The organism is Croceivirga thetidis (genome assembly GCF_012272815.1).
GTDB classification, from domain to species: domain Bacteria; phylum Bacteroidota; class Bacteroidia; order Flavobacteriales; family Flavobacteriaceae; genus Croceivirga; species Croceivirga thetidis.
In genome coordinates this window covers 163,382-185,547 of sequence record NZ_JAAWWL010000003.1, presented here as the reverse complement: position 1 = coordinate 185,547, position 22,166 = coordinate 163,382, and the positions used below count along the sequence as shown (strand labels likewise).

The window sequence follows — 22,166 nt, the reverse complement described above, 5'->3', positions numbered from 1 at the left end:
GCGGTCGGATTTCCCAAAATGGAAATCCTTGCAATTAACTATCTTCGGTACAGGCGGACATTTTCCGTTGGAAAAGTCCGCAACTAATCATACACATGACCGTTGACTGTAATTTAAAAGCCCGAAAACTAAACGGGAATTAGTGTTTACTCATTAAACCTTTTTCACAATACCTTTATAAACTAAATTATGGATTGAACTTTAAGCGGAGAAGATTGAAAAAAATAATACTTCTAACGTTCTTACTTCAATATGGATTTGGAATTTCACAAACTGAATTTCCATTCTATGAACAGATTGCTCTAGATTTTTATAGGTCTAAACTTGTTGATTCTTTTCCAACAAAAAAGAAAATAAAAGTTTACCCTTACTTGCATGATTTTCAAGCGAATTATTTTGTTTTTATTAATCCAAGCTGTTTGGGGATAAATTGGAAAAACAATGCGCAATTCGAACCTTTAAAAGAGTATGTTGAAAGCCAAATAAGGATTGATTCCGAAAGATTTGAATTGGATTTTTCGAACCTTGATAAGAAGAAATTTAAAGTAAAAAAAAGAGGGGAAGGAAATTATCCTAGATTGCATATTACAGCTCCACATAAAGAAATAAGGGGTAGTGAAAGAATTTTTGTCAATATTTACGAAACGCACCAGTACCTTTATGTTACCTATCATCTCGAATTTGATAGGTATGGGCAAATTTTAGATTGGTGCAGAACATATGATGAAGTTGTTCTCATACGCTAAAACCAAGGTGAATATGCGTGGTATTTCGTTAACTTGAAACTTAGAAACCATCAACGGCTGAATTTGCCTCGGCTGGAAATCTAACGTTTTCCAACGCTGCCACAAATCATAGCCGAGACCGTTAGGCACAAGCTGAAAAATGAAACCTGAGGAATTTAAAGAAATATGGACTTTGGATGAGAGTAATCTCAATGCAATCAGTCAGGAAAAACTGAATAGACTTGGACTTTCGGAAAGTTCAATTGAATTCCTTGTAAAATCTGGATTACCAGATAGTGCCGCACCTTTTTTATCTTTTTCAAAAGATTCTAATGATGTTTATGATAGTGTTCAAAAACTGACAACTATCTATGACTTTTTGGAACCTGAATTTGAAAAGTATATAGTAATTGGCTCTTGTAATGACGGAGACCCAATCGTCATAAATACAGGAAATAATGACCGAATAGAATATCTCGACCACGAAGATTATTTCAGTTCACAACCTTTTAATTCTGACCTTTCTGCAATGGCTAAATGTTTAATAGCGTATCGGAATTTTGTAAAAAGAGTACAAACGGAAAATGGAGAAGATGCATTTCTCGATTCTGATTTTACGGACCAACAATTCGAAAAATTAAAGTTGGACTTAAAAAATGCGGATTCAGAGGCTATGGAAAGTGACGGATTTTGGCCTCGGCAGTTAGAAATGGACTTGGAATTAAGAGAAGACGCTAATAATGAAAAATAAAAGCCAGTGCACAACAATGTAAAACCGCAATTAAAAACTGACGGTTATACGAGACCGTTGCCAAGTAGTAAGAACAAATTCAAATTAAAAAACTATAATTCATTATGAGTGTTTTCAGAAAAATAGACAAGGTATTAGCAGCCTTCGGCAATATCAGAGCTCTAGAACGAACCCATGTCGACACTTATACTGAAGACTTGATTAAAAACGTTCCAGGAAAAAAGTATGCTGAATCCAAAGAGGGGCAATTCTGGGGTGAGTTTAATACGTTGAATGGTTACCACTTTTTCGAATGTACAATATTGAGTCGCCAAAATATCAAAACTTGGAATGGTGGAGTTCTACATCTTAAGACTTCAGAGCAAAATCTAGAAATTAGCACTGACAATACAGAAATAGAATCTGACTATTCAAACGTTTCCAATACATGGATGACAAAAGTGAGTTTCATCCTTGAAAAAAAAGAATTGAACGCTATAAAAAATGAAAAAGTGATTAATCTTGAATTTCTTTGGAAAAAGAAAAAGATAGTCATGTATGGATTAAAATAATGTTTGCTACCTATGGTTATAGACAATTGCTGATTCAATATTTATAGCCTAGACCGTTGGCATGTATTAAAAACAAATGAAAGTAATACGATTAGTTTTAATGTCAGTCGCTTTAGTTAGTTGTAATATCAGTGAAAGTAGAGAAGACTATTTTACCAGACTAACCGGACTGGAAATTCAAGAACCTATTGATTTAACTGGTGAATCTGAGAATTATCTTTTTAATGGAGATGGCCATACTTCTCTCATTTTTCGAACTAGCGAAAAACAGATAAAAAGATGGATTTCAAATGCACCGCCTTGGTCACTCTCAGAATGGAAAAGAGGAATTGTTGATTTTGAAATAGGATTACATACTAATTTTGAAATTTCACATGGTAATATTTCTGTTACAACAGTGAATGATAGCACATTTTATAGTGGAAGCGAAAAAATGATATCAATTCTTACTGATAAAGATAACTACTATTCATATGAAGAAAGATGCTGTTCGGAAAGATATAATGATTTGAGATTTCACAACGGTACCCTATTAATAATTAACCCAAATTCAAAAACTGTTTATTTATCCATTTGGGACAACTAAAAATAACCCTCTGCAACAATTGCTATTACAGGCTTATTCTGAAAATTCCTGCGAAATTTTCAGCTTGTCGTTTACCTGCAAATGTCCTTAATAACCCACACAACTGCTCATAGCTGAGACCGTTACTACGCATTTGCTATAATTTGAATGGCATTATTCTTGAGGCAAAATAGTAGTATAAATCATCCTTATTTGAAAAATTCAATTATAATACTACTAATTCTTTTTGTCCATCAAAACAAACTTCTTGGACAAAATGAACTTACAGGAAAAATTGAATTCTATAAATCTTTTGAGAGTGAATGGGCAGAATTAGAGTCCTCGTCGGACCGACAAATAGTTTTGCTGAATTCAAGAAGACATCGGATTAAAATAACTCAGGGAGAATCGACAATTCAAACTCAAACTGACTCAACCGGAATTTTTTCATTCAAGGCTAACTCAATTGACAGTGTAACAATTTCTGTAAACGAAAAATCAAAGGTTATAAATGGCGTATTTAAATTACATCCGCTTTCGGCAGAAGACACAATATTGTTGAAGATTTCAGATAAAAAGTTATCACTCTATAAAGACTCCATCCAGTCTCCAAAATTTTATACGAAGTATAGTGAAAAACAAGCCAAGTTGGACTATAAGAATGGAAATGCGAGAATTTTGGGTTCAGGGACGTTCATGACAAGAGAAATAGCTAGGCGAAGAAAAAAACTTGCAAATCAATATAATTTTAAATACCAATATATATTTGGTTGCATGTCATTGCATTCCGAACGTAGAATTGCATTTCGGTATAATGAGGTAATGAAAAAGTTGATAGGAATTAAGTATGTGTGGTAACATTATTCATTCCTAGATTCTAACTAACTTTAAAATCATGGATAAAGCACTACAAACCATGATTGCCAACATGCCCGAAAAGACGGGGAAGTCTCTTGATGAATGGAAGGCAATCTTAAAAGAAAAGTCGTTCTCAAGACATTCTGAAGGCGTAAAATATCTGAAATCTGAACATGGGGTTACCCATGGTTTTGCCAATACGATAGTATCGTTGTCAAAAGAAGAAAACAACACTTCAGAAGACTTAGTGGCCGCCCAATATTCAGGAAAAGAGGGCTTAAAGCCAATTTATGATGGTCTTATCAACTATGTAAATTCTTTGGGTAATGACGTTACCATCACACCTAAAAAAGGAAGTGTGAGCATTATTCGAAAAAGGCAGTTTATTCTCATTAAGCCTGCAACCAAAACCCGAATTGATTTAGGGTTTAAACTAAAGGACAAACCAACAACTGAACGATTGGAAAACTCAGGGCCATTTGGTTCCATGTGCACGCACAGGGTTCGTTTGACCAACGAATCTGAAATTGATACCGAACTCAAAGATTGGATTCAAGAAGCCTATGAAAAATCAATTTAGCAACTAGCTGAATCTAAAGCCATCAGACAACCTATCCTTTTGGATACCACTTAACCGAAAAATGTTGTGTTCTTTGAAACGAGTATAAAAGCTAAATGATGAACCTGAAAAAACTGCATTACTTTTCTGGAATTACAATTTCAATTTTTGTTGGGTTCCATTTGTTCAATCATTTTTTTAGTCTATTCGGTCCAAGCGCTCATATTGAACTAATGAACGATTTAAGGGTTGTGTATAGAACAACGTTTATCGAAACCGTGTTACTCCTTGCTGTTGCGATTCAAATTATTTCGGGGATAAAACTGTTCCTAAAAAAACGAAAAACGAAATCAGGCTTTTTTCAAAAACTACAGATTTGGACAGGGCTTTACCTCGCATTTTTTTTGATAGTGCATGTGAGTGCCGTATTATCTGGTAGGATGTTCTTAAAATTGGACACTAACTTTTATTTCGGAGTTGCTGGACTTAACACATTTCCGTTAAACCTATTTTTTGTACCCTACTATGGGCTGGCCATCATATCCTTCTTTGGACATGTTGCAGCAATTCATTCAATGAAAATGAAAAGAAAAGTACTTGGAGTGACCCCATATCAGCAAACGTATACTATTCTGTTTATGGGCGTGCTATTGGCTTTGGTCCTGCTCTACGGACTAACTGATGGCTTCAACGGAATTGAAATTCCGAAAGACTATGATATCATGATTGGAAAATAAAAATGCACAAAGAACCCTATGTTGGCAAGGCAATTATTGCAGCAGGTATCATTGCAGTCTTTCTCGTTATAGTTACCTACGTAAAAACCAACATTTTTGATTTAACCCTTTTGACCATAGCTTTATTCTTTATCGCTATAGGTTTTGTAATTGATCAATTAAAGAAAAGGTAGAATATAAAGGACAATTTCAGGTATGAAATTGTAGCAAATGATGACGAGGCGTTCTTTGTAGAGAATGACTGGGAAGGAACTACCTACCAATACCAAATTTTTAAGGATAACTAACGTTTTATAACTAAAGTAAGGTTCCATTTTGGTAGGACACTTAATGATTAAATCCTACCTAACTCTGGGAATAGAATTTTAAGGTGAATGTCTGATAGTAATTTTCTCTAGTTAACCATGAATAAAAATGTCATCAGAATTTTTTCCGCCAGTTTGAAAATCCTACTTCACTTAGTGCTTATTGTTCTTCTAACAGTAGTTACACAAATAGGGGGCGTAATTTATTTGATTACCCTAATTGTTGTTAAGAAAAACGCATCAAGAAGAAGATTGAAAAAGGGGGTCGTTTTCAGTGTACTCTACCTTAGCGCAACGTTTTTAATCGTTCCGTATGTTGCACCACTTTTCGGAAGGGAAAGAATAAAGGAAACGGAAAATATAACAGCACATAACTTCTTTTACAAACTTGCCAATCGTAATTATGTGCGTCCAGAATTGAACAAAGCTTTACAGCACATTGCAAAGGACTTTGATAGAAAAAACAATGGTATTCAATTGGTGTATCTCGATGCCAATTTTCCATTTATTGACAAATTCCCCTTACTACCACATTTAAGCCATAATGACGGTAAAAAAATCGATGTCTCTTTCGTTTACAACGAACAAAATGGTGCACTTACAAACAAAAAACCATCGGTCAGCGGATACGGTGTCTATGAAAACCCTACAACTAGGGAATATGACCAAATTACAGTCTGCAAAAGAAAGGGATATTGGCAATATGATTTTCCAAAGTATTTGACATTTGGTAAGGTAAATAAGGACATCGAATTCTCAATTATGGGAACAAGGCAGTTGGCGAATTCAATTGTAAAACAAAGTGAAATTGGTAAGTTGTTTATTGAGCCACATTTAAAAACCAGACTTAAATTGAATAGTGGTAAGGTAAGGTACCATGGTTGTCAGGCTGTGCGACATGATGATCATATCCATTTTCAGTTGAAATAAATAACTATATTCAAAATGCCTCAGAACTACGGCTAGGATTTTCTAAAATTAATTTTACCAAACAAAAGTGACATTAAAAATATCAGAACGCTGAACAATAAATACAAATGGCTTTTTATCAATCTAGCATTGATTTTTATGGCTGTCGTAGACGCCATACCCAATGTTATGGCCGAAAAAAAAGATGTTACCCAAGAGTACGGTACCTTAAAAGAGGCCTATCTCGAAACCTACAAATACAAACCGAGAAAATCATTTACATATAAAGAAGGTCAACGACTGGTTTTGGTCACCTCAGATAGAACAGAAAAAACCTATAAACTAACCGATCATTATAGAACCCATTGGAAAACCTTTTTGGCTAAAGATGCCATTGGCAAAGAACTTAGGGTTTTTCTTGAAATTGATAATAGCCGAACAAATCCGATGATTGTAGAATTGGACGGTGAGAAAATTTATGGAAAGTCTTCAATGCTTCCCATCAATATTTTAATCATTTTAGGCGCAGTCGTTTTGACTGTTTATAATCTGTATCAATTGGTAGAAGTAAAAAAAGACAAAACGGATAGTTAGCTTCGTCTTAATTAATGATTAAAACCGATTTTCAAAACGTTATACCCAATTACTCATCTTTTTAAGGCAGCTTTATTGCTTGGTTTTTAGTATCTTAGGTAAGATTCCCCTTTTAACAGTTGTTGTCATGATTCGCTATTGTAAGGCAATTGCATGACCCGAAACTATCTTCAAAACACCTGACCGATGCTGAAGTTCTTTCGTAGAATTCGTCAAAATTTGCTAAAAAAAGGTAATCTAAAAGGTTATGTGCTTTATGCCCTTGGCGAGATTTTACTTATCGTAATCGGTATTCTAATTGCGCTTCAAATCAGTAACCGTAATGAGCAAAACAAAGAAAATGCGACCGGTATCAATTACCTACATCGCATTCAAGCCGACCTCGAAAAAGATGTAAACTATTTAGAACAACGAACGGCATTCAGTATTGAAGAACAGCGATTGTTCAGAATTTACATTCATGAAATGTATGCTGAACAAGCAACTGAAAAAGACTTTATCGCCCTAACATCTCCCCTATCTTGGGATGCTGAAAATTTAATCTTAGAAGACAAGACATTTATCGAAATCACCAGTTCAGGCCAATTCAAGTTCATCAGCAACGAAAATGTTCGGGGTCAAATCATGGATTACTACAAAAGGTATGCGGTCATTAACGACCACATGAGTGAAATGAACCAAACCGGAATTAATCTGTTCAATAACATTTATAAACTGATCATCAAATATTTTGATGTGGTAGACCCCTTGTTCAATAAGGAATATATGCGCAAGAAAACAGATTGGGAGTTTATTAATGACCCGTCCTCAGCTGAATTTAGGGATTTGGAAGCTTGTGCTACTTTTTATTTTTTTAAGCAGACCGTTTTTGAAAGTTATTACGAGGAGTTGAGCGCTAAAGCCACTGAATTAATTTCTCAAATTGAGACGGAAACTTCTAAGTAAAACTTTCAGCCTTGCAATAGGATTGCTTTATAAAGTACTTTTCTTACAACCAACAATTATTTCTAACTCCAAGTCCAAAAATTACCCGTGTCCAGGTTATTTTTGTTTTCTCCCGAATTCAGCAAATACGGCTTTAAGCGAAGAATAGTGTTGAAACGGCGGGCAGTGAATATTCTAAAAAATGCGCTATGAAAAAACTGATTTTGTCTTTTGCCTTCTCATTGCTAGGGTTGGCATTGCAAGCACAAAACACAACCATTGATAAAACAAAGGTTCAAGAAGATTTGAACCAAATATTGAATGACATCAACAACCTCTACGTCTATTTGGATGAAAAAAAGGTTGACATGGAATGCATAACACAAAAGTATACCGCAAAAATTGATGGGCTAAAAAACGAGGCCGATGTCATTTTACTTTTTGAATACCTTTTAAATGAATTCTATGATAGCCATATATCATTAACTACCAATATTAGGGAATCCTATCGTCTGTATGCACCGATATATGTAGCCTTTGATGAGGACAAAGCCATAATAAAAAATGTCTGGCAAACACAATTGGCGAATTTGGAAAATGACATTCTTGGTGCCGAAATAGTTCAGTTCAACGGGGGCGATTTTTCTAAAGCGATTGAAGAATTTCCCGCATTATGCAGTGACAAAACTTCATTGGAAGTGCGCAACTGGATTGCAAACAAAGTGCTCTCAGGAAAATATAGCGAACCAAGAATTCTATCCTTAAAACTGGAAAATGGCGAAAAATTGGAATTTGATATTGACCGCTTGACCTTTAAGAACGAAAACGAACTTTTGACAGTCCAAGAGACCGACGATATCGGTATAATCAGAATAAACAATTCTTTAGGGAATAACCAATTGATAACTGCATTCGATAAGGCTTTGGACCAACTTTTAGATACCAAGGCGCTTATTATCGATTTGAGAAATACCAATAATGGCGGCAATACCTATGTTGCCAAAGGTATTATGGGAAGGTTCATCAATATGGAGCTACCCTACCAAAAGCACCATTTTATAGAGTCTTTTGATGGTCAACCAAAAATAGTTCGCAGTTGGTTCGAACTTGTAAGCCCAAGGGGTAAGCAGTACAATAAACCGGTAGTGGTACTTGTCGGCAGATGGACAGGCAGTATGGGTGAAGGAATGGCCGTTGGTTTCGATGCCCTAAAAAGGGCTGAGATTGTGGGGACTGAGATGAAAAGACTGGCAGGTTCTGATTTTGATATTAGAATCAACAATCAGCGTTTTGGCTATAAATTGATTTTGGAGAAGCTCTATCATGTTGATGGAACACCACGCGAAAAATATGTTCCTAAGCATTATGTAAAGCAGACTTCGATAGCTAAAGATGAAACTTTAGAAAAAGGGATTGAACTCCTCGATAAAGTGATGTAATAACACGTACGATTTATCTTGAAGCAAGTGGAGGGGCTATTTTACTCTTTACAGAAGCCATATACCCAATTCACATTCACAACGCCTGAAAAAAATTTTAACCTGTTTTACTTACAACCGTATTGGCGGGTACTCAATAGAACCAAAGTACAGGCAACGAGCACCTCAATATTGTTTTCCCTAAGTATGTCATAGAATTCGACATTCTCGGTTCCCGGGTTAAAAATGACCGTCTGAGGTTGTAGTCCAACAATTTCTTTGTAGTACTTTTTTTGCAATTCAGATCGCATATACAACGTTACAATGTCAATATTTGCTATTTCACCAAGATTTTCCGTAACTTTGATAGTAGAGATGGTTCCTGGCTTAATGCCGAAAGCTTGAGTTTCGAATCCGTTTTCCACTAGACGGTTGACTGCCAGGTTACTATAACGATTTGATTTTAATGAAGCGCCAAAAACCAAGGTTTTACACATCCCTTTTTTTGTGTTAAAGTAAGGCAAAAGGTGTAACAGAGACCAAATTTTTTGGTCTTAATACAAACAATCATTGGTAAGACTGTATTTTTTATAGTTAATGGTTAGTGTTTAGTATAGCTTATCAATGTACAGCCCCGACAGCAACTGCTCGTTGGGGCTTCTTCTTTAGGGCAATTTCTAGATTTTGATGTGGATTAAAAAAAGGGCATTGATGTAACATCGTTGCCTATATATCGTCTATTAAATAACATCAATCAAAAGAATACTTCACTATTGCGGTATACCACACGTGTAAATAGACGGTTTTCAACAGTTACTATTTTGAAATGTAGCGGCACCTAAAAGGTAGTCGTGGTTTTTTGTTGGATGTAAAAGAAGAAAATATCACCTAGCAACTTGGTATGGATGGGTTGGTTACAGAATCCAAGTTGCTTTGAACCCCGACGCTCAGGTCGGGGTTTATTTTTACCACCTGATAATGGCGCTACCCCAGGTAAAGCCACTACCAAAGGCAGCTAGAACCACCAAATCACCTTCTTTAATTTTGCCCGCTTCCCAGGCTTCGGTTAGCGCAATAGGTATGGACGCAGCGGTGGTGTTGCCATATTTCATGATATTGTTGTAAACCTGATCGTCAGAGAGTCCAAATTTCTTTTGTACAAATTGAGAAATACGAAGGTTTGCTTGATGCGGCACCAACATATCAATATCGGTAGGTTGTAATTGATTTGTTTGAAGCCCTTCCATAATAACCTCACTAAAACGGACCACTGCATTTTTAAATACAAATTGGCCATTCATATACGGGTAGTAAGATTCATCATTTGGGTCATTGTCGGCTATAATATCAGAGACCCATCGCTTGCCCATACCTGGTGCAATCAATGACAATTCTTCAGCGTGTTGCCCTTCTGAATGCAAATGGGTTGAAAGAATTCCTTTAGTAGAATCTTCTTCCCTACTGATTACGGCAGCACCTGCCCCGTCTCCAAAAATCACAGAAACACCTCGACCTCTGGTGGTCATGTCCAATCCGCGGCTATGTACCTCAGAACCGATAACCAAGACGTTCTGGTACATTCCACTTTTTACATATTGGTCTGCCACCGAAATACCATAAACGAATCCGGAACATTGATTTCGAACATCCAAAGCACCTACGGTATTGATGCCCAAATCACGTTGCACAAGCACCCCAGGGCCAGGAAAATAATAGTCTGGACTTAAGGTGGCGAAAATGATAAAGTCAATTTCATTTTTATCAATACCAGCTCTTTCAATGGCTATTTTAGCCGCCTTCACCCCCATTGAGGTTGTCGTTTCCTCTTCAGTATTGACATGCCTGCGTTCCAGTATACCGGTACGTTCCTGGATCCACTCATCGCTGGTCTCCATAATTTTAGATAAATCATTGTTGGAGACTACATTATCCGGAACATAATATCCTAATCCGGTTATCTTGGAATTATACATAGGGGAGAATTTCTGGTAAATTAATAATTATAGATAGCTAAAAATGATAAATATATATAAGATTAAGAAATCGTTAAGACAAATTCGTACTTGAAGCTTTCATAGCGTACTGGCTTTTTAGTTGTGAAGTGTTCTTGAAATGAGCTAGGAAATCGAAAATGGTATTTGTTTTTGATTATATATCAGTCATTTATCAATTATCGCAATTATGGGGAATAATGGAATTTTTGGCATTGTTGTTTTGTTTATTGAATTCTATTTTTTTCTAAACCATAAAGTTCAATCCCCGCAAACAACTTATCCTAAAAAGCGAAAGCGCCACTTTTTGGAGGAAAAGAGCGCTTTCAACAACCTAACCAATAAATAAACAAACTTTTATTATGATGAGACCTTTTGGTAGACATCTCAATCATTTACAAGTCAAAAATATATTATGTTCAACTTATTTCAAAATATATTAAACATAAAATATGTTAAACTTTCAGAATTCCATTTTAAGCAATGTCAGTTTGTCACTTTTCAACAAGTGGTATTTTTTTTGCCTACTAAAAGAAAATATCAAACAACATGGCAACAGGTAAAATCAATGTTTCCGTAGAGAACATATTTCCATTAATCAAAAAGTTTCTTTACAGCGATCACGAAATCTTCCTTCGTGAGCTTATCTCAAATGCAACCGATGCAACACTTAAGTTAAAGCACCTCACCTCAATTGGTGAAGCTAAGGTGGAGTACGGCGACCCGAAAATTGAGGTCAAAGTTGACAAAGAGGCTAAGGAAATCCGCATTATTGACCAAGGTATCGGTATGACCAGTGACGAGGTTAAAAAGTACATTAACGAAGTGGCTTTTTCTGGAGCGGAAGAATTCTTGGACAAATACAAGGATGCAGGCAAGGATGCCGGAATTATCGGGCATTTTGGTCTTGGTTTCTATTCAGCCTTTATGGTGGCAGACAAAGTTGAAATCCTGACCAAAAGTTTTAAAGATGAACCCGCAGTTCATTGGAGTTGTGATGGATCTCCTGAATTTGAATTAAAAGAAACGGACAGAACAGAGCGCGGAACGGAAATCGTTCTTCATATAGCTGAAGATTCTACCGAGTTCTTGGAAGATTCAAAGATTCGGGAGCTGTTGAAGAAATACAATAAGTTCATGCCGATTCCAATCAAATTTGGAACTCGAACCGAAACCCTTCCTAAACCAGAAGACGCCAAAGAAGATGATCCTGCACCTACCCAAGAAGTTGATGACATTATCAATAACCCAACCCCTGCATGGACCAAAAAACCGAATGATTTAAAAGATGAGGACTATGCATCGTTCTATCGCGAATTGTATCCAATGCAATTTGAGGAACCGCTGTTCAATATTCACCTGAACGTTGACTATCCTTTCAATTTAACTGGGATACTATATTTCCCAAAATTGACAAACGACCTCAACATTCAAAAAGACCGAATTCAACTCTATCAAAATCAAGTTTTTGTTACGGATAATGTTGAAGGAATTGTTCCCGAATTTTTGACCATGTTGAAAGGTGTGATTGATTCCCCTGATATTCCGTTGAATGTATCACGTTCTTACCTGCAGGCTGATGGCGCTGTTAAGAAAATCTCAAGTTACATTACCAAAAAGGTTGCCGATAAATTGAGTTCACTTTTCAAGAATAATCGAGAAGACTTTGAGAAAAAGTGGAATGACATTAAGGTAGTTATTGAATATGGTATGCTCTCTGAGGATAAGTTTTTTGAGAAGGCAGAGAAATTTGCACTTTATCCAACGGTAAACAACGAGTATTTTACCTACGAAGAGCTGGAAGCAAAAATAAAGGATACCCAAACCGATAAGGACGATAAAATGGTAATCCTATACGCTTCAGATGAAGAAGCGCAGCACAGCTATATTGAGGCTGCCAAAGCGAAGGGTTATGAAGTCTTATTGATGGATTCACCCATTGTGCCGCACCTGATTCAAAAACTAGAGACCTCTAAAGAGAAAATCAGTTTTGCAAGGGTTGATGCTGACCATATAGACAACCTCATTAAAAAAGAAGATACGTCCATTTCAAAACTTTCTGATGAGGAAAAAGATAAGTTGAAGGAGCAAATTGAAGGAGTAATAGGAGAGAAAAGTGCCTTTACAGTGCAATTGGAAGCTATGGATAGCACTGCACAACCATTTATTATTACCGAACCGGAATTTATGCGTCGTATGAAAGACATGCAGCAGACCGGTGGAGGTGGAATGTTCGGTATGGGCAATATGCCAGATATGTTCAATTTAATCGTAAACACCAATCACGAATTGGTCGGTGAAATTTTGAGCACAAAAACAGCTAAAAAACGGGAACGATTGATCAATCAATCCCTCGATTTGGCAAGATTGTCAAAAGGCTTATTGAAAGGTGAAGAATTGACCAACTTTATTGCTCGTAGTTACGAGATGATAAAGTAACAGAATCTAAATACATAAAAAAAGCCCGGTAACTGAGCGAAGTCGAAGTGCCGGGTTTTTTTCTACCCTTTTTTGGGGATTGTTCAAAATCTTTCCATTTTCTATTTTAGGGGTTGACTAAAAAACCAACCATGGCCAACCAACCCCAGAACAAACGTTACAAAGAACTATTGGACGAACTACAGCTGCAAAGCTGGCAGTTGGAATTGGTCATTTCGGGTTTTGCCATTTTTGGGTTGATTTCTGCGTTGGAACCTCTTTGGGATTGGCAAACAAATCTTTGGCTTAATAATCTTTGGAAGTTTCGTTACCTGGCATTTGGAATATATTTTTCTTGCCTACTCACAATTGTCAATCTTATTATTCATGTGCTCTTACGCGGATTATGGATTGGCGCAGTAGGCATTCGTTCTGTTTCTGGTGAAATTGACTTCGAAGCTTTAAAGTTCAGTACTACAATCACAAATCACCTGAAATCAAAAATTGTTTCCTTCGATAACTTTATTGAAAAATTGGAACGTTATAGCAGTGTCATGTTTGGCCTAACTTTTTTGGTAATATTCATGACAATTGGCTTTTTCATAAATTTTGTCCTGTTTTTAGCATTGGGTGGTATTGCTTTGGAAAGTGGGTTCGGAGAGCTTATTGGAGATTTACTTTTCTTCATGTTTACAATAGTATTCCTTGTAATAAGCTTTGTAATTTTCTTAGATTTTATAACTAGGGGAAGTCTAAAAAGAATTGGAGGAAGGTATTACCTAATTTTCTATCGTTTAACAAGTATAATTACCCTTTCTGTACTTTATCGACCCTTATTATATAATTTTTGGGATAATGAATTCGGGAAAAAGATAATTCGTTGGTTACTTCCGATTTACATTTTGTGCATATTCATTTTTAGTTTACGCTATGTACCTACCCATTACTTTTCTTCACTGCATGAATCCTCCGAGAAATTTGCTAACCGCAGAAACTATGAAAATATGATTGAAGAAAATGGAGATTACATAGGATATGCAGCAATCCCTTCCAAAACAATAATATCCCCATATTTAGAGCTTACAATTCCATATGATGTTTTCTTAGAATCGATGGTTTTTGAATTCGATTCATCTTTTGAACCAAAGAATTCAAGAATAGGCTTAAAAAACAAAGTTTTCGAGTACTTCCACTGGTCATTCGGGAATAATCACTTACCAGTAGACCAAGAATATGAGCACTTGGATAAATTAAATCAGATGTTCGAAGTGAAGATTGACAGTTTTAAGGTAAAAGAGAAATTCATTGTTTCAAAAGAAAATGATAATACTACGCGCCTTATAAACTTTATTGATATCACAAATCTAAAAAACGGCAAACACATCCTTTCCATTCAACGTCGCACCAGCAATACTGACAGCACAAAACTTGAGCATTACGAGACTATACCGTTCTGGTATTTCAATAACTAAACTTTGTATCTTGGTTTTCAATAACACCAACCTATGAGCGAAGATTACAACAGTTCAGATTTTAAGAAATTACTGGATAAACTACAGACCGAGAGCTGGCAGCTCGAATTATTGATTTCAGGTTTTGCCATATTCGGTCTTTTTCAGGCCAAAGACCCCCTAGAAGTAGAACTCATTAAGGCCATTGGCAACAATGAAGAAATCTACGGCTACCTTATCCGTACCGTCTATCCGGCCCTAACCATACTCTTAATCGTACTGCTGATTCATGTAATTCTTCGCGGAGTTTGGATTGGCGCCTTGGGCCTTCGATATGTATCCGGTGATATTGATTACGAGCATTTGAATTATTCGAAGAAATTCACAGATCGGCTCACCCAAAAAGTTGGCTCTTTCGATCGCTACATTTCACGTCTAGAAAATATTTGCAGTACCCTTTTCGCAATTGCCTTTTTGATGGCATTTTATTTTATGGCCTACATGTTGGTTGTTGGTTTTTTTGCCACAACTACCAGCTTGGTTGAGATTACAGGAATATTTTCAAAAGACCAACAAATACAGTTCACCGCTGCTTGGGGGCTGATTTATTTTTCGATGGCCCTATTGGTATTTGTAGATTTTATTGGCATGGGGGTTTTGAAAAAAGGAAACCTTCGACCTAAGATTTACATGCCGATTTATCGCTTTTTTGGCATAATCACCCTTTCCTTCTTATACCGGCCCCTAGTCTACAATTTTCTAGACCAGAAGCGGGCAAAATGGTTGGCCACCTTTATTTTACCAGCCTATATTTTAGGTAGTGTATTGGTCAGTTCCTTCAAGAAACAACAATCAAATTATTTAGGTGAAAACCCCGAATCAAGTACCATATATGCGAGTACCAGTAATTATGAAGATGTTATTGATGAAAATGATGAGTTGGTTGATTTTGCAGTCATACCTTCAAAAGTAATCACGACCCCGTATTTACCTCTAAAAGTACCCTACACTTCCTTTAAAGAAGATGCAGTATTTAAACAAGACAGCACCTTAAACCCTGAAAAGGATAGAAGGGGTTATCGGTTCAATGCCCGAAAGATAGATTTGTTTGGGGCCCAGTTTCAATTTAACAATGGACCGAACGATTTTGAAGAGCAAAAGAAATACTTGAAAGTATTCAATAACATGTATAAAATCATGATTGACTCAACAGTGATTGAGAAGGAGTTCATTTATACCACGAATGAAAATGAACGACTTCAATTTGAGACCTTTCTCGATATTTCGCACCTCGAAAACGGCAAACACTTGTTATACGTTGTTGGGCCAAGGGGTCAAACCGCTTTTTTTGAACAGAAAATTATCAATGATACCATTGTGACCATACCGTTCTGGTATTTCAAAAACTAAACTTTGTATCTTGACTTGTAAATCAACCAAACAATGAGCAACGACTATAAAAGTCCTGCCTTTAAAAAACTATTGGACTCCCTTCAACAACAAAGTTGGGAATTGGAACTCATCATCTCGGGTTTCGCCATTTTCGGGCTTTTTACCATCTACGAGCCATTAAAAGCAGAAATGCTGAATGCAGAAAACAATGAACAAATCTTCTCGTTTGTCATCAATCTCGTCGCATTGATTGCATGCTCAATTCTAATCTTTAACCTTCTGCTTCATGTCGTACTAAGAGGTGTTTGGATTGGAGCCCTAGGTTTGCGGTACGTTTCTGGGGATATTGATTTTGATGTGCTAAAGTATGGCGATAAGTTTAAGAATTACCTCAGAAAACGAATCGTTTCATTTGATCGGTATATCGCCAATTTGGAGAATTCTTGTAGCGTTCTTTTTGCACTATCGTTTCTCACGATCTTTTTTGTGCTCGGATTAACACTTATTATTTTAAGTATATCACTCGTTGCCAATTACATCATTGACAACGAAAATATTCCCGATTGGATTTCGAATTTTGTTGGAATTCCGTTGACCGTATTCTTGGCAATAGGAATGTTTTTGACCTTTATTGATTTTGTAAGCCTTGGTTTATTAAAACGAAACAAGTGGGTTGCCTTGGTGTACTTCCCCTTCTACTGGGTGTTTAGTTATATATCACTATCCTTTCTATATCGGCCTTTGCTCTATAATTTCTTGGATAACAAATTTGGAAAACGGTTAATTGTCTTTTTAACTCCTATTTATATCATCATTCTTGTACTTACAGGATTGGAGTATCGCAATTCAAATTATTTTAGTGCGGAATTGAGCTCAAGGTCCTATGTGGCAAACAAGGAAAACTATCGTGATCAATTGACCAAGACCAGTGATATTCCTGCCCAGATAACCATTCCGTCAAAAGTGATTCGAACACCCTACCTTAACACCTTTATTGGTTTTTCTGAAAGTATCGAGGACAGGATTATTAGTTTCAATGATTCACTCAAACCCGAAAAAGACCTTAGGGGGTTAATTTCCAATAACTTTAATTTTGGATCAAGCGACTGGTTTGACCGAATTAGAAATAAGGATAGCGTAAGACAGGCCTATATTAAAACCTTCAACGAAATTTATTCATTCGAAATCGATACCCTGAAGTTTGCGGGTGATTTTACTATAAGTACCGACAACAAAGCGAATATTGGCTTTGAAATGTACTTGAATATTAAAGAATTAAATGAGGGCAAGCATATACTTCGGCTTATACGCAAACAAAAAAACAATGGAGAAATAATCGAGTCACGCCGGGCGGCTATTCCTTTCTGGTATTACAAAGAAAATTAGACAATGAACTTTCCGTGGCATCTTTATTTAATGGCCGGCATGTATGTTTTTGCCGGTATAATGCACTTTATAAAACCAAAGGCCTATTTACGCATTATGCCGAACTATCTTCCCAAGCACAAGGCCCTAGTTTTTTGGAGTGGTGTTGCCGAAATAGTCCTGGGAATCGGACTGTGTTTTACGCAGACAAAAGATTGGGCCATATACGGCATTATAGCAATGCTCTTAATTTTTCTGCTAGTTCATTTTTATATGATGAAAGGTGAAAAAGAATCCGCAGGCATCCCAAAATGGATTCTACTCCTGAGGATTCCTTTACAATTTGGCCTTATGTATTGGGCCTATTGGTACTTACAGTTTTAGATAATCCTACGGTTCATTTTTCTGGTAAAGAGAATGGCTTGAACACAAGATACCATACCAATTGCCAATAAGGAATACCCTAAAGAACTTGACAAATTGAATTGATTGAAAAAATCTGAAATCACTGTATTGACGTCAAATCTTGGTACGAAATTCAATGCATCGGTTGAAGATTGATTGGTCTTTATGCTATACCAAACAAAAATTGAAATGACCGCTCCAAATACCACCAAAAACCACTTTGGTATTAGCGGTTTGAATTTTATTTTAGAACTTTCTATTGCTTCTATTTGTCCAAGCACCTGATTTGTAAACCCCATTGAGGGAGAATCAAGTTTATCTGATGCAAACATTTTATCCAGTAATTCCTCCAATTCTTTATTCTGCTCCATAACTCCTAATAATTTCCGGTTCTAAATTTTGTTTTAAAATAGTTGCCAATCGTCCCCTTGCCCTGAAAAGACCAACTTTGACTGAATTCTGGTTCATACTTAAAATTTCACCCAATTCCTTTAAACTCCGTTCTTCAAAATAAAATAATGTAAGTAAAGCGGAGTCTTTAGGAGACAATTTTGCAATGCATGCTTTGATCACATCAGACTTTTCAGAATCAGCAATTAGTTCCAAAGCATTATCCACATCTTTTATTTCAAATCCATTTATTTCATCAATAGCCACATTGGTCAAGTCCTTATTGTTCTTCTTTAATCTATCCAAACAAGTATTATAGGCAATCCTATAAATCCAAGTCGATAGTTTCGAGTCTCCTTTAAACCGTTCCAAAGACTTGTATACCTTAATAAAGGTGTCTTGCGCAACCTCTTCTGCCTCTTCCCTATTTTTTAACATTCGTAGCGCCACGGTAAACACAATGTTCTTGTAGGCATCAACCAATGCGGAAAATTCACGGGAATCTCCAGCTAGGATAGCTTTTATATTGGGTTGGTTGTTCGTCATTTTACAATTAAGACGACATATTATGAACAAAGGTTACCTAAAACTAAAAAAACTTTTAGGTAGCTGTAACCTTTTCAAAAAAAGTATCGTCATAAGGCGCAAATGAGTTTATTTATCAATTAAAAAAAGCAAAATCATGGCAGAAGGAATACTAATACCAACTGGATTTTTTTTAACCGTCTTCGGTATCGTTTATTTATTCTTATCAACTCGAAACAAAGAACGATTGGCCCTAATAGAAAAAGGAGCTGATGCAAATATTTTTGTTCGCTCCAAGAAAAATGGATACGTCGCAGGGTGGAAAATTTTCTTACTCAACTTTGCCGTACTCCTGATGAGTGTGGGTTTAGCAATTTTCATTGCTTCGTTTATGGTCAACTTATTTAGGATAGAAGAAGAAATAGCATATCCTGGCTCAATTTTCCTAATGGCGGGTATTGGTTTATTTGTTGGTTTTACCTTAACCAAAAAATTAGAAAAAGAAGACTAAACTTCAACTAACCTTTTTAAAGAACCACCACTTTTTAGTGGTGGTTTTTTTATCTTCATATCATGAAGGTTATCAGCACAAACATTGCCAACCCAACGACAGTTTCATGGCGCGGCAAAGAAATCAAAACAGGCATATTTAAAAACCCGGTAAGTCATCCTTTGTTCTTGGGAAAGGAAGATGTTGCAAACGACACGGTTATTGACAGAAAACACCATGGGGGAGAGTATAAAGCCTGTTATCTCTTTAGCTCGGATTATTACGAAGACTGGAAAATCAAATACCCCCAATTAAATTGGCAATGGGGTATGTTCGGTGAAAACTTAACAGTTGAAGGACTTGACGAAAATGAAATTCGAATAGGAAATATCTATAAAATTGGTTCGGCAACCGTTCAAGTGACCGAACCCAGACAACCATGCTTTAAACTTGGTATAAGATTCGAAACACAAGAGGTACTCAAAAAATTCATTGACTACGGGCATCCTGGCACCTATGTTCGCATACTCCAAGAAGGCGAAGTAGCAATCAACGATGAACTTGAATTATTGGAAGAGAATCAAAATGCAATAACCGTACAAGAATACAATCTCATCGTAAATCGAATGACAAATGATTCAAACCTCATTCAGAAGGCCATTGAAAATGAAAGTATTCGAGCGGATAAGCGCGAAAAACTGAAAAAACTGATATAAAAAAACCCCGACAAGAGTCGGGGCGCAATTAACTGAATAAAACTAAACTATTTCTTTTTAACTGTAGTCTTGTACGTACCATTGTGGTCAACTACGATAATGGTATACTCGTCATCAAAAGCATTATTGAAGTTAAATGCTTTCTCAACGATTAAATCACCGTCGATTACTTCTTTGAAAAGTTCTCGCCCTTCACTATCCACAACCTTTAAGATTACCTTGCCTTGTGAAAGATTCAAAAGGTTCATTAATACTTTGTCGCCCTTTTTCTTGAAAGTTGGGTCAGATTCTATAGTTAAAAGGTTCTTTTCAACCTCGCTCTTTGCTTTAGCTTTTCCACCAAAATCGTTCGCACTTGCAACCATTGCTCCAAACAATGTTGCCAAAACCAATGTATTCTTAGCTATTTTTCTCATAATCTGTTGTTTTAAAGATTAATAAAAGATTACGCTGCAAACATACCACCTTAACAAAGCCTGTTTCAACCACAGAATTTTCCAATTTCTATGGAATATTACCATTTATAAGTCCTAAATATTTCTTAACTGTTAAATAAGCACATAATTTGGTTAATTTTGCATAGAACATGTGTTTGGGGTGGATTAACTTTGTAAGTGAATAAGGCTATGGAAACAACAAAACAAAAACCCTCGTTAGAGACAATTGAGCCCACTTTCGGCAACTCTTTCACTTACAATAAGTATGAAAGTGACAGTGCCAAAGACCACACGACCTGGCATTATCATCCAGAAATAGAATTGGTATATATTAAAGGGGGAGCCGGAAAGCGACAAATAGGAAGTCATGTATCTTATTTTAGGGACGGTGATCTCATATTAATCGGTAGTAATTTGCCTCACTGTGGATTTATGGGTAAAAATTCGGGCATTGAAGGGCAAACCGTGATTCATATGAAAATGGATTTTTTAGGTAATGACTTCTTCGAAATTCCTGAAATGCAAAACATTCAAAAGTTGTTCGAAATTGCAAAAGGCGGTATTTCATTTGGTGGAATGACCAAGAAAAAAATTGGAGACAAGATGGAGGTTATGGAATACCAAAGCGATTTCCAAAGGTTATTATCTATTCTAAACGTATTGAATGACCTTGCCCAAAGCGAGGATTATTCGGTTTTAAACGCAGAAGGCTTTGCCTTGCCAACAGAGGTTAAGGACAATGACCGTATAAGCATTGTTTTCAACTACGTAAAAACCAATTTTACAGAAAGTATTAGTTTAGAAGAGATTGCTGACTTGGTAAGCATGACAGTACCTTCATTTTGCAGGTATTTCAAAAAGACCACAAATAAAACCTTTACACAATTTGTGAACGAATATCGTTTGGTACACGCATCAAAACTTCTTGCAGAACAAAAAATGAGTATAACAGAGGTCTGTTTTGCTTGTGGCTTCAATAATTTTTCGCATTTCAATAAATCGTTCAAATCATTTACTGGCCAGAATCCATCTGAATATAGAAATCAATTGAAAACTGTATTGGCTTCTTAGATGTTTGATGAATTCGACCTACAATTACCTGACGCTGAAATCAAATACTTCCCAAATTTTTTGGATACGAAAACAGCTGATGAATATTTTCGAAAGCTCAAGTCGCAAATTTCTTGGCAACAGGATAACATCAAGGTTTTTGGAAAGATATACCAGCAACCACGGCTAACGGCTCTTTATGGTAATAATGGGAGACCTTACTCCTACTCAAACATAACCATGCAACCCAAAGAATTCCCTAAGGAGTTGAACGAACTATTGCATTTGGTCGAACAAAAAAGCGGCTTGAATTTTACCACCTGTTTATTGAACCTATATAGAGATGGAAAGGACAGCAATGGTTGGCATGCTGATAATGAAAAAGAGTTGGGTGAAAATCCTCCAATTGCATCCATTTCATTGGGACAACCCCGATTTTTTCATTTAAAGCATAATACCAATAAGGAATTAAGACACAAAATATTATTGGAACATGGTAGCCTATTGCTAATGACAGGAAAAACGCAACACTTTTGGAAACACCAAATTCCGAAAACTGCAAAACCGGTAGACGAGCGTATAAATCTGACCTTTCGCATTATCAAATAATTCAATCATAGCTCAGTTATTAAGAACAAAT

General features: G+C 36.2%; 26 protein-coding genes. 21 read left to right on the top strand and 5 right to left on the bottom strand.

Annotated elements, in window-relative coordinates:
• Window positions 1-215: 215 nt before the first annotated feature.
• From HCU67_RS16130 to HCU67_RS16075, 12 genes are all read left to right on the top strand, one after another.
• Window positions 216-746 (top strand): hypothetical protein, encoded by a 531-nt coding sequence (locus tag HCU67_RS16130; protein WP_168553694.1) that lies wholly within the window; start codon window positions 216-218, stop codon window positions 744-746.
• Between the two features lie 139 nt (window positions 747-885).
• A complete protein-coding gene (locus HCU67_RS16125) occupies window positions 886-1,476 on the top strand; it encodes an SUKH-4 family immunity protein (RefSeq protein WP_168553693.1) in 591 nt (196 codons plus the stop codon).
• Between the two features lie 104 nt (window positions 1,477-1,580).
• Entirely contained in the window at window positions 1,581-2,027 is a 447-nt protein-coding gene (locus tag HCU67_RS16120; RefSeq protein ID WP_168553692.1) for a hypothetical protein, read from the top strand.
• A gap of 100 nt (window positions 2,028-2,127) precedes the next feature.
• Entirely contained in the window at window positions 2,128-2,613 is a 486-nt protein-coding gene (locus HCU67_RS16115) for a hypothetical protein (protein ID WP_168553691.1), read from the top strand.
• Window positions 2,614-2,805: 192 nt separating this feature from the next.
• Window positions 2,806-3,450, top strand: a complete 645-nt coding sequence (locus HCU67_RS16110) for a hypothetical protein (RefSeq protein ID WP_168553690.1) — start codon at window positions 2,806-2,808, stop codon at window positions 3,448-3,450.
• Window positions 3,451-3,487: 37 nt separating this feature from the next.
• Window positions 3,488-4,030 (top strand): DUF4287 domain-containing protein, encoded by a 543-nt coding sequence (locus HCU67_RS16105; RefSeq protein ID WP_168553689.1) that lies wholly within the window; start codon window positions 3,488-3,490, stop codon window positions 4,028-4,030.
• Window positions 4,031-4,125: 95 nt separating this feature from the next.
• A complete protein-coding gene (locus HCU67_RS16100; protein WP_210423754.1) occupies window positions 4,126-4,746 on the top strand; it encodes a succinate dehydrogenase/fumarate reductase transmembrane subunit in 621 nt (206 codons plus the stop codon).
• Window positions 4,747-4,748: 2 nt separating this feature from the next.
• Window positions 4,749-4,919, top strand: coding sequence for a hypothetical protein (locus HCU67_RS16095; RefSeq protein ID WP_168553687.1), 171 nt, complete (start codon window positions 4,749-4,751; stop codon window positions 4,917-4,919).
• Window positions 4,920-5,150: 231 nt separating this feature from the next.
• Window positions 5,151-5,981: a hypothetical protein gene (locus tag HCU67_RS16090; protein ID WP_246865820.1), complete on the top strand. Its 831-nt coding sequence runs from the start codon at window positions 5,151-5,153 to the stop codon at window positions 5,979-5,981.
• A 138-nt stretch (window positions 5,982-6,119) separates the two neighbouring features.
• Entirely contained in the window at window positions 6,120-6,554 is a 435-nt protein-coding gene (locus HCU67_RS16085) for a hypothetical protein (protein WP_168553686.1), read from the top strand.
• A gap of 186 nt (window positions 6,555-6,740) precedes the next feature.
• Window positions 6,741-7,499: a DUF6090 family protein gene (locus tag HCU67_RS16080; RefSeq protein WP_168553685.1), complete on the top strand. Its 759-nt coding sequence runs from the start codon at window positions 6,741-6,743 to the stop codon at window positions 7,497-7,499.
• Between the two features lie 188 nt (window positions 7,500-7,687).
• Window positions 7,688-8,917: a S41 family peptidase gene (locus tag HCU67_RS16075; protein ID WP_168553684.1), complete on the top strand. Its 1,230-nt coding sequence runs from the start codon at window positions 7,688-7,690 to the stop codon at window positions 8,915-8,917.
• A gap of 107 nt (window positions 8,918-9,024) precedes the next feature.
• On the opposite strand, the gene HCU67_RS16070 is transcribed toward HCU67_RS16075, so the two are convergent.
• Together HCU67_RS16070 and HCU67_RS16065 are read right to left on the bottom strand one after the other, a co-directional pair.
• The gene (locus HCU67_RS16070) at window positions 9,025-9,393 is read right to left on the bottom strand and encodes a CoA-binding protein (RefSeq protein ID WP_168553683.1); all 369 of its coding nucleotides are present in this window, start codon (window positions 9,391-9,393) and stop codon (window positions 9,025-9,027) included.
• A 468-nt stretch (window positions 9,394-9,861) separates the two neighbouring features.
• Window positions 9,862-10,869, bottom strand: coding sequence for a 3-oxoacyl-ACP synthase III family protein (locus HCU67_RS16065; protein ID WP_168553682.1), 1,008 nt, complete (start codon window positions 10,867-10,869; stop codon window positions 9,862-9,864).
• 567 nt (window positions 10,870-11,436) lie between these two features.
• On the opposite strand from HCU67_RS16065, the gene htpG reads away from it, so the two are divergent.
• From htpG to HCU67_RS16040, 5 genes are all read left to right on the top strand, one after another.
• Window positions 11,437-13,326: a molecular chaperone HtpG gene (gene htpG, locus HCU67_RS16060; protein WP_168553681.1), complete on the top strand. Its 1,890-nt coding sequence runs from the start codon at window positions 11,437-11,439 to the stop codon at window positions 13,324-13,326.
• Between the two features lie 131 nt (window positions 13,327-13,457).
• Window positions 13,458-14,777 (top strand): hypothetical protein, encoded by a 1,320-nt coding sequence (locus HCU67_RS16055; protein WP_168553680.1) that lies wholly within the window; start codon window positions 13,458-13,460, stop codon window positions 14,775-14,777.
• Between the two features lie 33 nt (window positions 14,778-14,810).
• On the top strand, window positions 14,811-16,166 hold the full coding sequence (locus HCU67_RS16050; RefSeq protein WP_168553679.1) for a hypothetical protein: 1,356 nt from the start codon (window positions 14,811-14,813) through the stop codon (window positions 16,164-16,166).
• 33 nt (window positions 16,167-16,199) lie between these two features.
• Window positions 16,200-17,534: a hypothetical protein gene (locus tag HCU67_RS16045; protein WP_168553678.1), complete on the top strand. Its 1,335-nt coding sequence runs from the start codon at window positions 16,200-16,202 to the stop codon at window positions 17,532-17,534.
• A gap of 3 nt (window positions 17,535-17,537) precedes the next feature.
• Window positions 17,538-17,897 carry a DoxX family protein gene (locus tag HCU67_RS16040; RefSeq protein WP_168553677.1) on the top strand — a complete coding sequence of 120 codons (360 nt, stop codon included), beginning with the start codon at window positions 17,538-17,540 and terminating at the stop codon, window positions 17,895-17,897.
• On the opposite strand, the gene HCU67_RS16035 is transcribed toward HCU67_RS16040, so the two are convergent.
• Together HCU67_RS16035 and HCU67_RS16030 are read right to left on the bottom strand one after the other, a co-directional pair.
• Complete coding sequence (locus tag HCU67_RS16035; RefSeq protein WP_168553676.1) at window positions 17,894-18,289, bottom strand: hypothetical protein; 396 nt, start codon at window positions 18,287-18,289, stop codon at window positions 17,894-17,896. The two genes, HCU67_RS16040 and HCU67_RS16035, sit on opposite strands and share 4 nt — an antisense overlap.
• Window positions 18,276-18,854 carry an RNA polymerase sigma factor gene (locus tag HCU67_RS16030; RefSeq protein ID WP_168553675.1) on the bottom strand — a complete coding sequence of 193 codons (579 nt, stop codon included), beginning with the start codon at window positions 18,852-18,854 and terminating at the stop codon, window positions 18,276-18,278. Before HCU67_RS16030 ends, HCU67_RS16035 begins: the two co-directional genes overlap by 14 nt.
• A 136-nt stretch (window positions 18,855-18,990) precedes the next feature.
• On the opposite strand from HCU67_RS16030, the gene HCU67_RS16025 reads away from it, so the two are divergent.
• Together HCU67_RS16025 and HCU67_RS16020 are read left to right on the top strand one after the other, a co-directional pair.
• Window positions 18,991-19,344, top strand: coding sequence for a DUF6249 domain-containing protein (locus HCU67_RS16025; protein WP_168553674.1), 354 nt, complete (start codon window positions 18,991-18,993; stop codon window positions 19,342-19,344).
• 62 nt (window positions 19,345-19,406) lie between these two features.
• Window positions 19,407-20,039, top strand: a complete 633-nt coding sequence (locus HCU67_RS16020) for an MOSC domain-containing protein (RefSeq protein WP_168553673.1) — start codon at window positions 19,407-19,409, stop codon at window positions 20,037-20,039.
• Window positions 20,040-20,086: 47 nt separating this feature from the next.
• Here HCU67_RS16020 and HCU67_RS16015 read toward each other — a convergent pair whose 3' ends face one another.
• Window positions 20,087-20,455 (bottom strand): hypothetical protein, encoded by a 369-nt coding sequence (locus tag HCU67_RS16015; RefSeq protein ID WP_168553672.1) that lies wholly within the window; start codon window positions 20,453-20,455, stop codon window positions 20,087-20,089.
• A gap of 210 nt (window positions 20,456-20,665) precedes the next feature.
• Here HCU67_RS16015 and HCU67_RS16010 point away from each other — a divergent pair, with 210 nt between their 5' ends.
• Together HCU67_RS16010 and HCU67_RS16005 are read left to right on the top strand one after the other, a co-directional pair.
• A complete protein-coding gene (locus HCU67_RS16010) occupies window positions 20,666-21,547 on the top strand; it encodes an AraC family transcriptional regulator (protein WP_168553671.1) in 882 nt (293 codons plus the stop codon).
• Window positions 21,548-22,135: an alpha-ketoglutarate-dependent dioxygenase AlkB family protein gene (locus HCU67_RS16005; RefSeq protein ID WP_168553670.1), complete on the top strand. Its 588-nt coding sequence runs from the start codon at window positions 21,548-21,550 to the stop codon at window positions 22,133-22,135.
• Window positions 22,136-22,166 lie beyond the last annotated feature (31 nt).

What these genes read in the sequence shown, in the direction of transcription:
- HCU67_RS16020 (WP_168553673.1), top strand. Translation starts at nt 19,407, where the DNA reads ATGAAGGTTATCAGCACAAACATTGCCAACCCAACGACAGTTTCATGG.
- HCU67_RS16010 (WP_168553671.1), top strand. Translation starts at nt 20,666, where the DNA reads ATGGAAACAACAAAACAAAAACCCTCGTTAGAGACAATTGAGCCCACT.
- HCU67_RS16065 (WP_168553682.1), bottom strand. Translation starts at nt 10,869, where the DNA reads ATGTATAATTCCAAGATAACCGGATTAGGATATTATGTTCCGGATAAT.
- HCU67_RS16050 (WP_168553679.1), top strand. Translation starts at nt 14,811, where the DNA reads ATGAGCGAAGATTACAACAGTTCAGATTTTAAGAAATTACTGGATAAA.
- HCU67_RS16005 (WP_168553670.1), top strand. Translation starts at nt 21,548, where the DNA reads ATGTTTGATGAATTCGACCTACAATTACCTGACGCTGAAATCAAATAC.
- HCU67_RS16105 (WP_168553689.1), top strand. Translation starts at nt 3,488, where the DNA reads ATGGATAAAGCACTACAAACCATGATTGCCAACATGCCCGAAAAGACG.
- HCU67_RS16090 (WP_246865820.1), top strand. Translation starts at nt 5,151, where the DNA reads ATGAATAAAAATGTCATCAGAATTTTTTCCGCCAGTTTGAAAATCCTA.
- HCU67_RS16030 (WP_168553675.1), bottom strand. Translation starts at nt 18,854, where the DNA reads ATGACGAACAACCAACCCAATATAAAAGCTATCCTAGCTGGAGATTCC.
- HCU67_RS16035 (WP_168553676.1), bottom strand. Translation starts at nt 18,289, where the DNA reads ATGGAGCAGAATAAAGAATTGGAGGAATTACTGGATAAAATGTTTGCA.
- HCU67_RS16015 (WP_168553672.1), bottom strand. Translation starts at nt 20,455, where the DNA reads ATGAGAAAAATAGCTAAGAATACATTGGTTTTGGCAACATTGTTTGGA.
- HCU67_RS16125 (WP_168553693.1), top strand. Translation starts at nt 886, where the DNA reads ATGAAACCTGAGGAATTTAAAGAAATATGGACTTTGGATGAGAGTAAT.
- HCU67_RS16115 (WP_168553691.1), top strand. Translation starts at nt 2,128, where the DNA reads ATGTCAGTCGCTTTAGTTAGTTGTAATATCAGTGAAAGTAGAGAAGAC.
- HCU67_RS16025 (WP_168553674.1), top strand. Translation starts at nt 18,991, where the DNA reads ATGGCAGAAGGAATACTAATACCAACTGGATTTTTTTTAACCGTCTTC.
- HCU67_RS16100 (WP_210423754.1), top strand. Translation starts at nt 4,126, where the DNA reads ATGATGAACCTGAAAAAACTGCATTACTTTTCTGGAATTACAATTTCA.
- htpG (WP_168553681.1), top strand. Translation starts at nt 11,437, where the DNA reads ATGGCAACAGGTAAAATCAATGTTTCCGTAGAGAACATATTTCCATTA.
- HCU67_RS16080 (WP_168553685.1), top strand. Translation starts at nt 6,741, where the DNA reads ATGCTGAAGTTCTTTCGTAGAATTCGTCAAAATTTGCTAAAAAAAGGT.
- HCU67_RS16095 (WP_168553687.1), top strand. Translation starts at nt 4,749, where the DNA reads ATGCACAAAGAACCCTATGTTGGCAAGGCAATTATTGCAGCAGGTATC.
- HCU67_RS16070 (WP_168553683.1), bottom strand. Translation starts at nt 9,393, where the DNA reads ATGTGTAAAACCTTGGTTTTTGGCGCTTCATTAAAATCAAATCGTTAT.
- HCU67_RS16055 (WP_168553680.1), top strand. Translation starts at nt 13,458, where the DNA reads ATGGCCAACCAACCCCAGAACAAACGTTACAAAGAACTATTGGACGAA.
- HCU67_RS16045 (WP_168553678.1), top strand. Translation starts at nt 16,200, where the DNA reads ATGAGCAACGACTATAAAAGTCCTGCCTTTAAAAAACTATTGGACTCC.
- HCU67_RS16085 (WP_168553686.1), top strand. Translation starts at nt 6,120, where the DNA reads ATGGCTGTCGTAGACGCCATACCCAATGTTATGGCCGAAAAAAAAGAT.
- HCU67_RS16040 (WP_168553677.1), top strand. Translation starts at nt 17,538, where the DNA reads ATGAACTTTCCGTGGCATCTTTATTTAATGGCCGGCATGTATGTTTTT.
- HCU67_RS16075 (WP_168553684.1), top strand. Translation starts at nt 7,688, where the DNA reads ATGAAAAAACTGATTTTGTCTTTTGCCTTCTCATTGCTAGGGTTGGCA.
- HCU67_RS16120 (WP_168553692.1), top strand. Translation starts at nt 1,581, where the DNA reads ATGAGTGTTTTCAGAAAAATAGACAAGGTATTAGCAGCCTTCGGCAAT.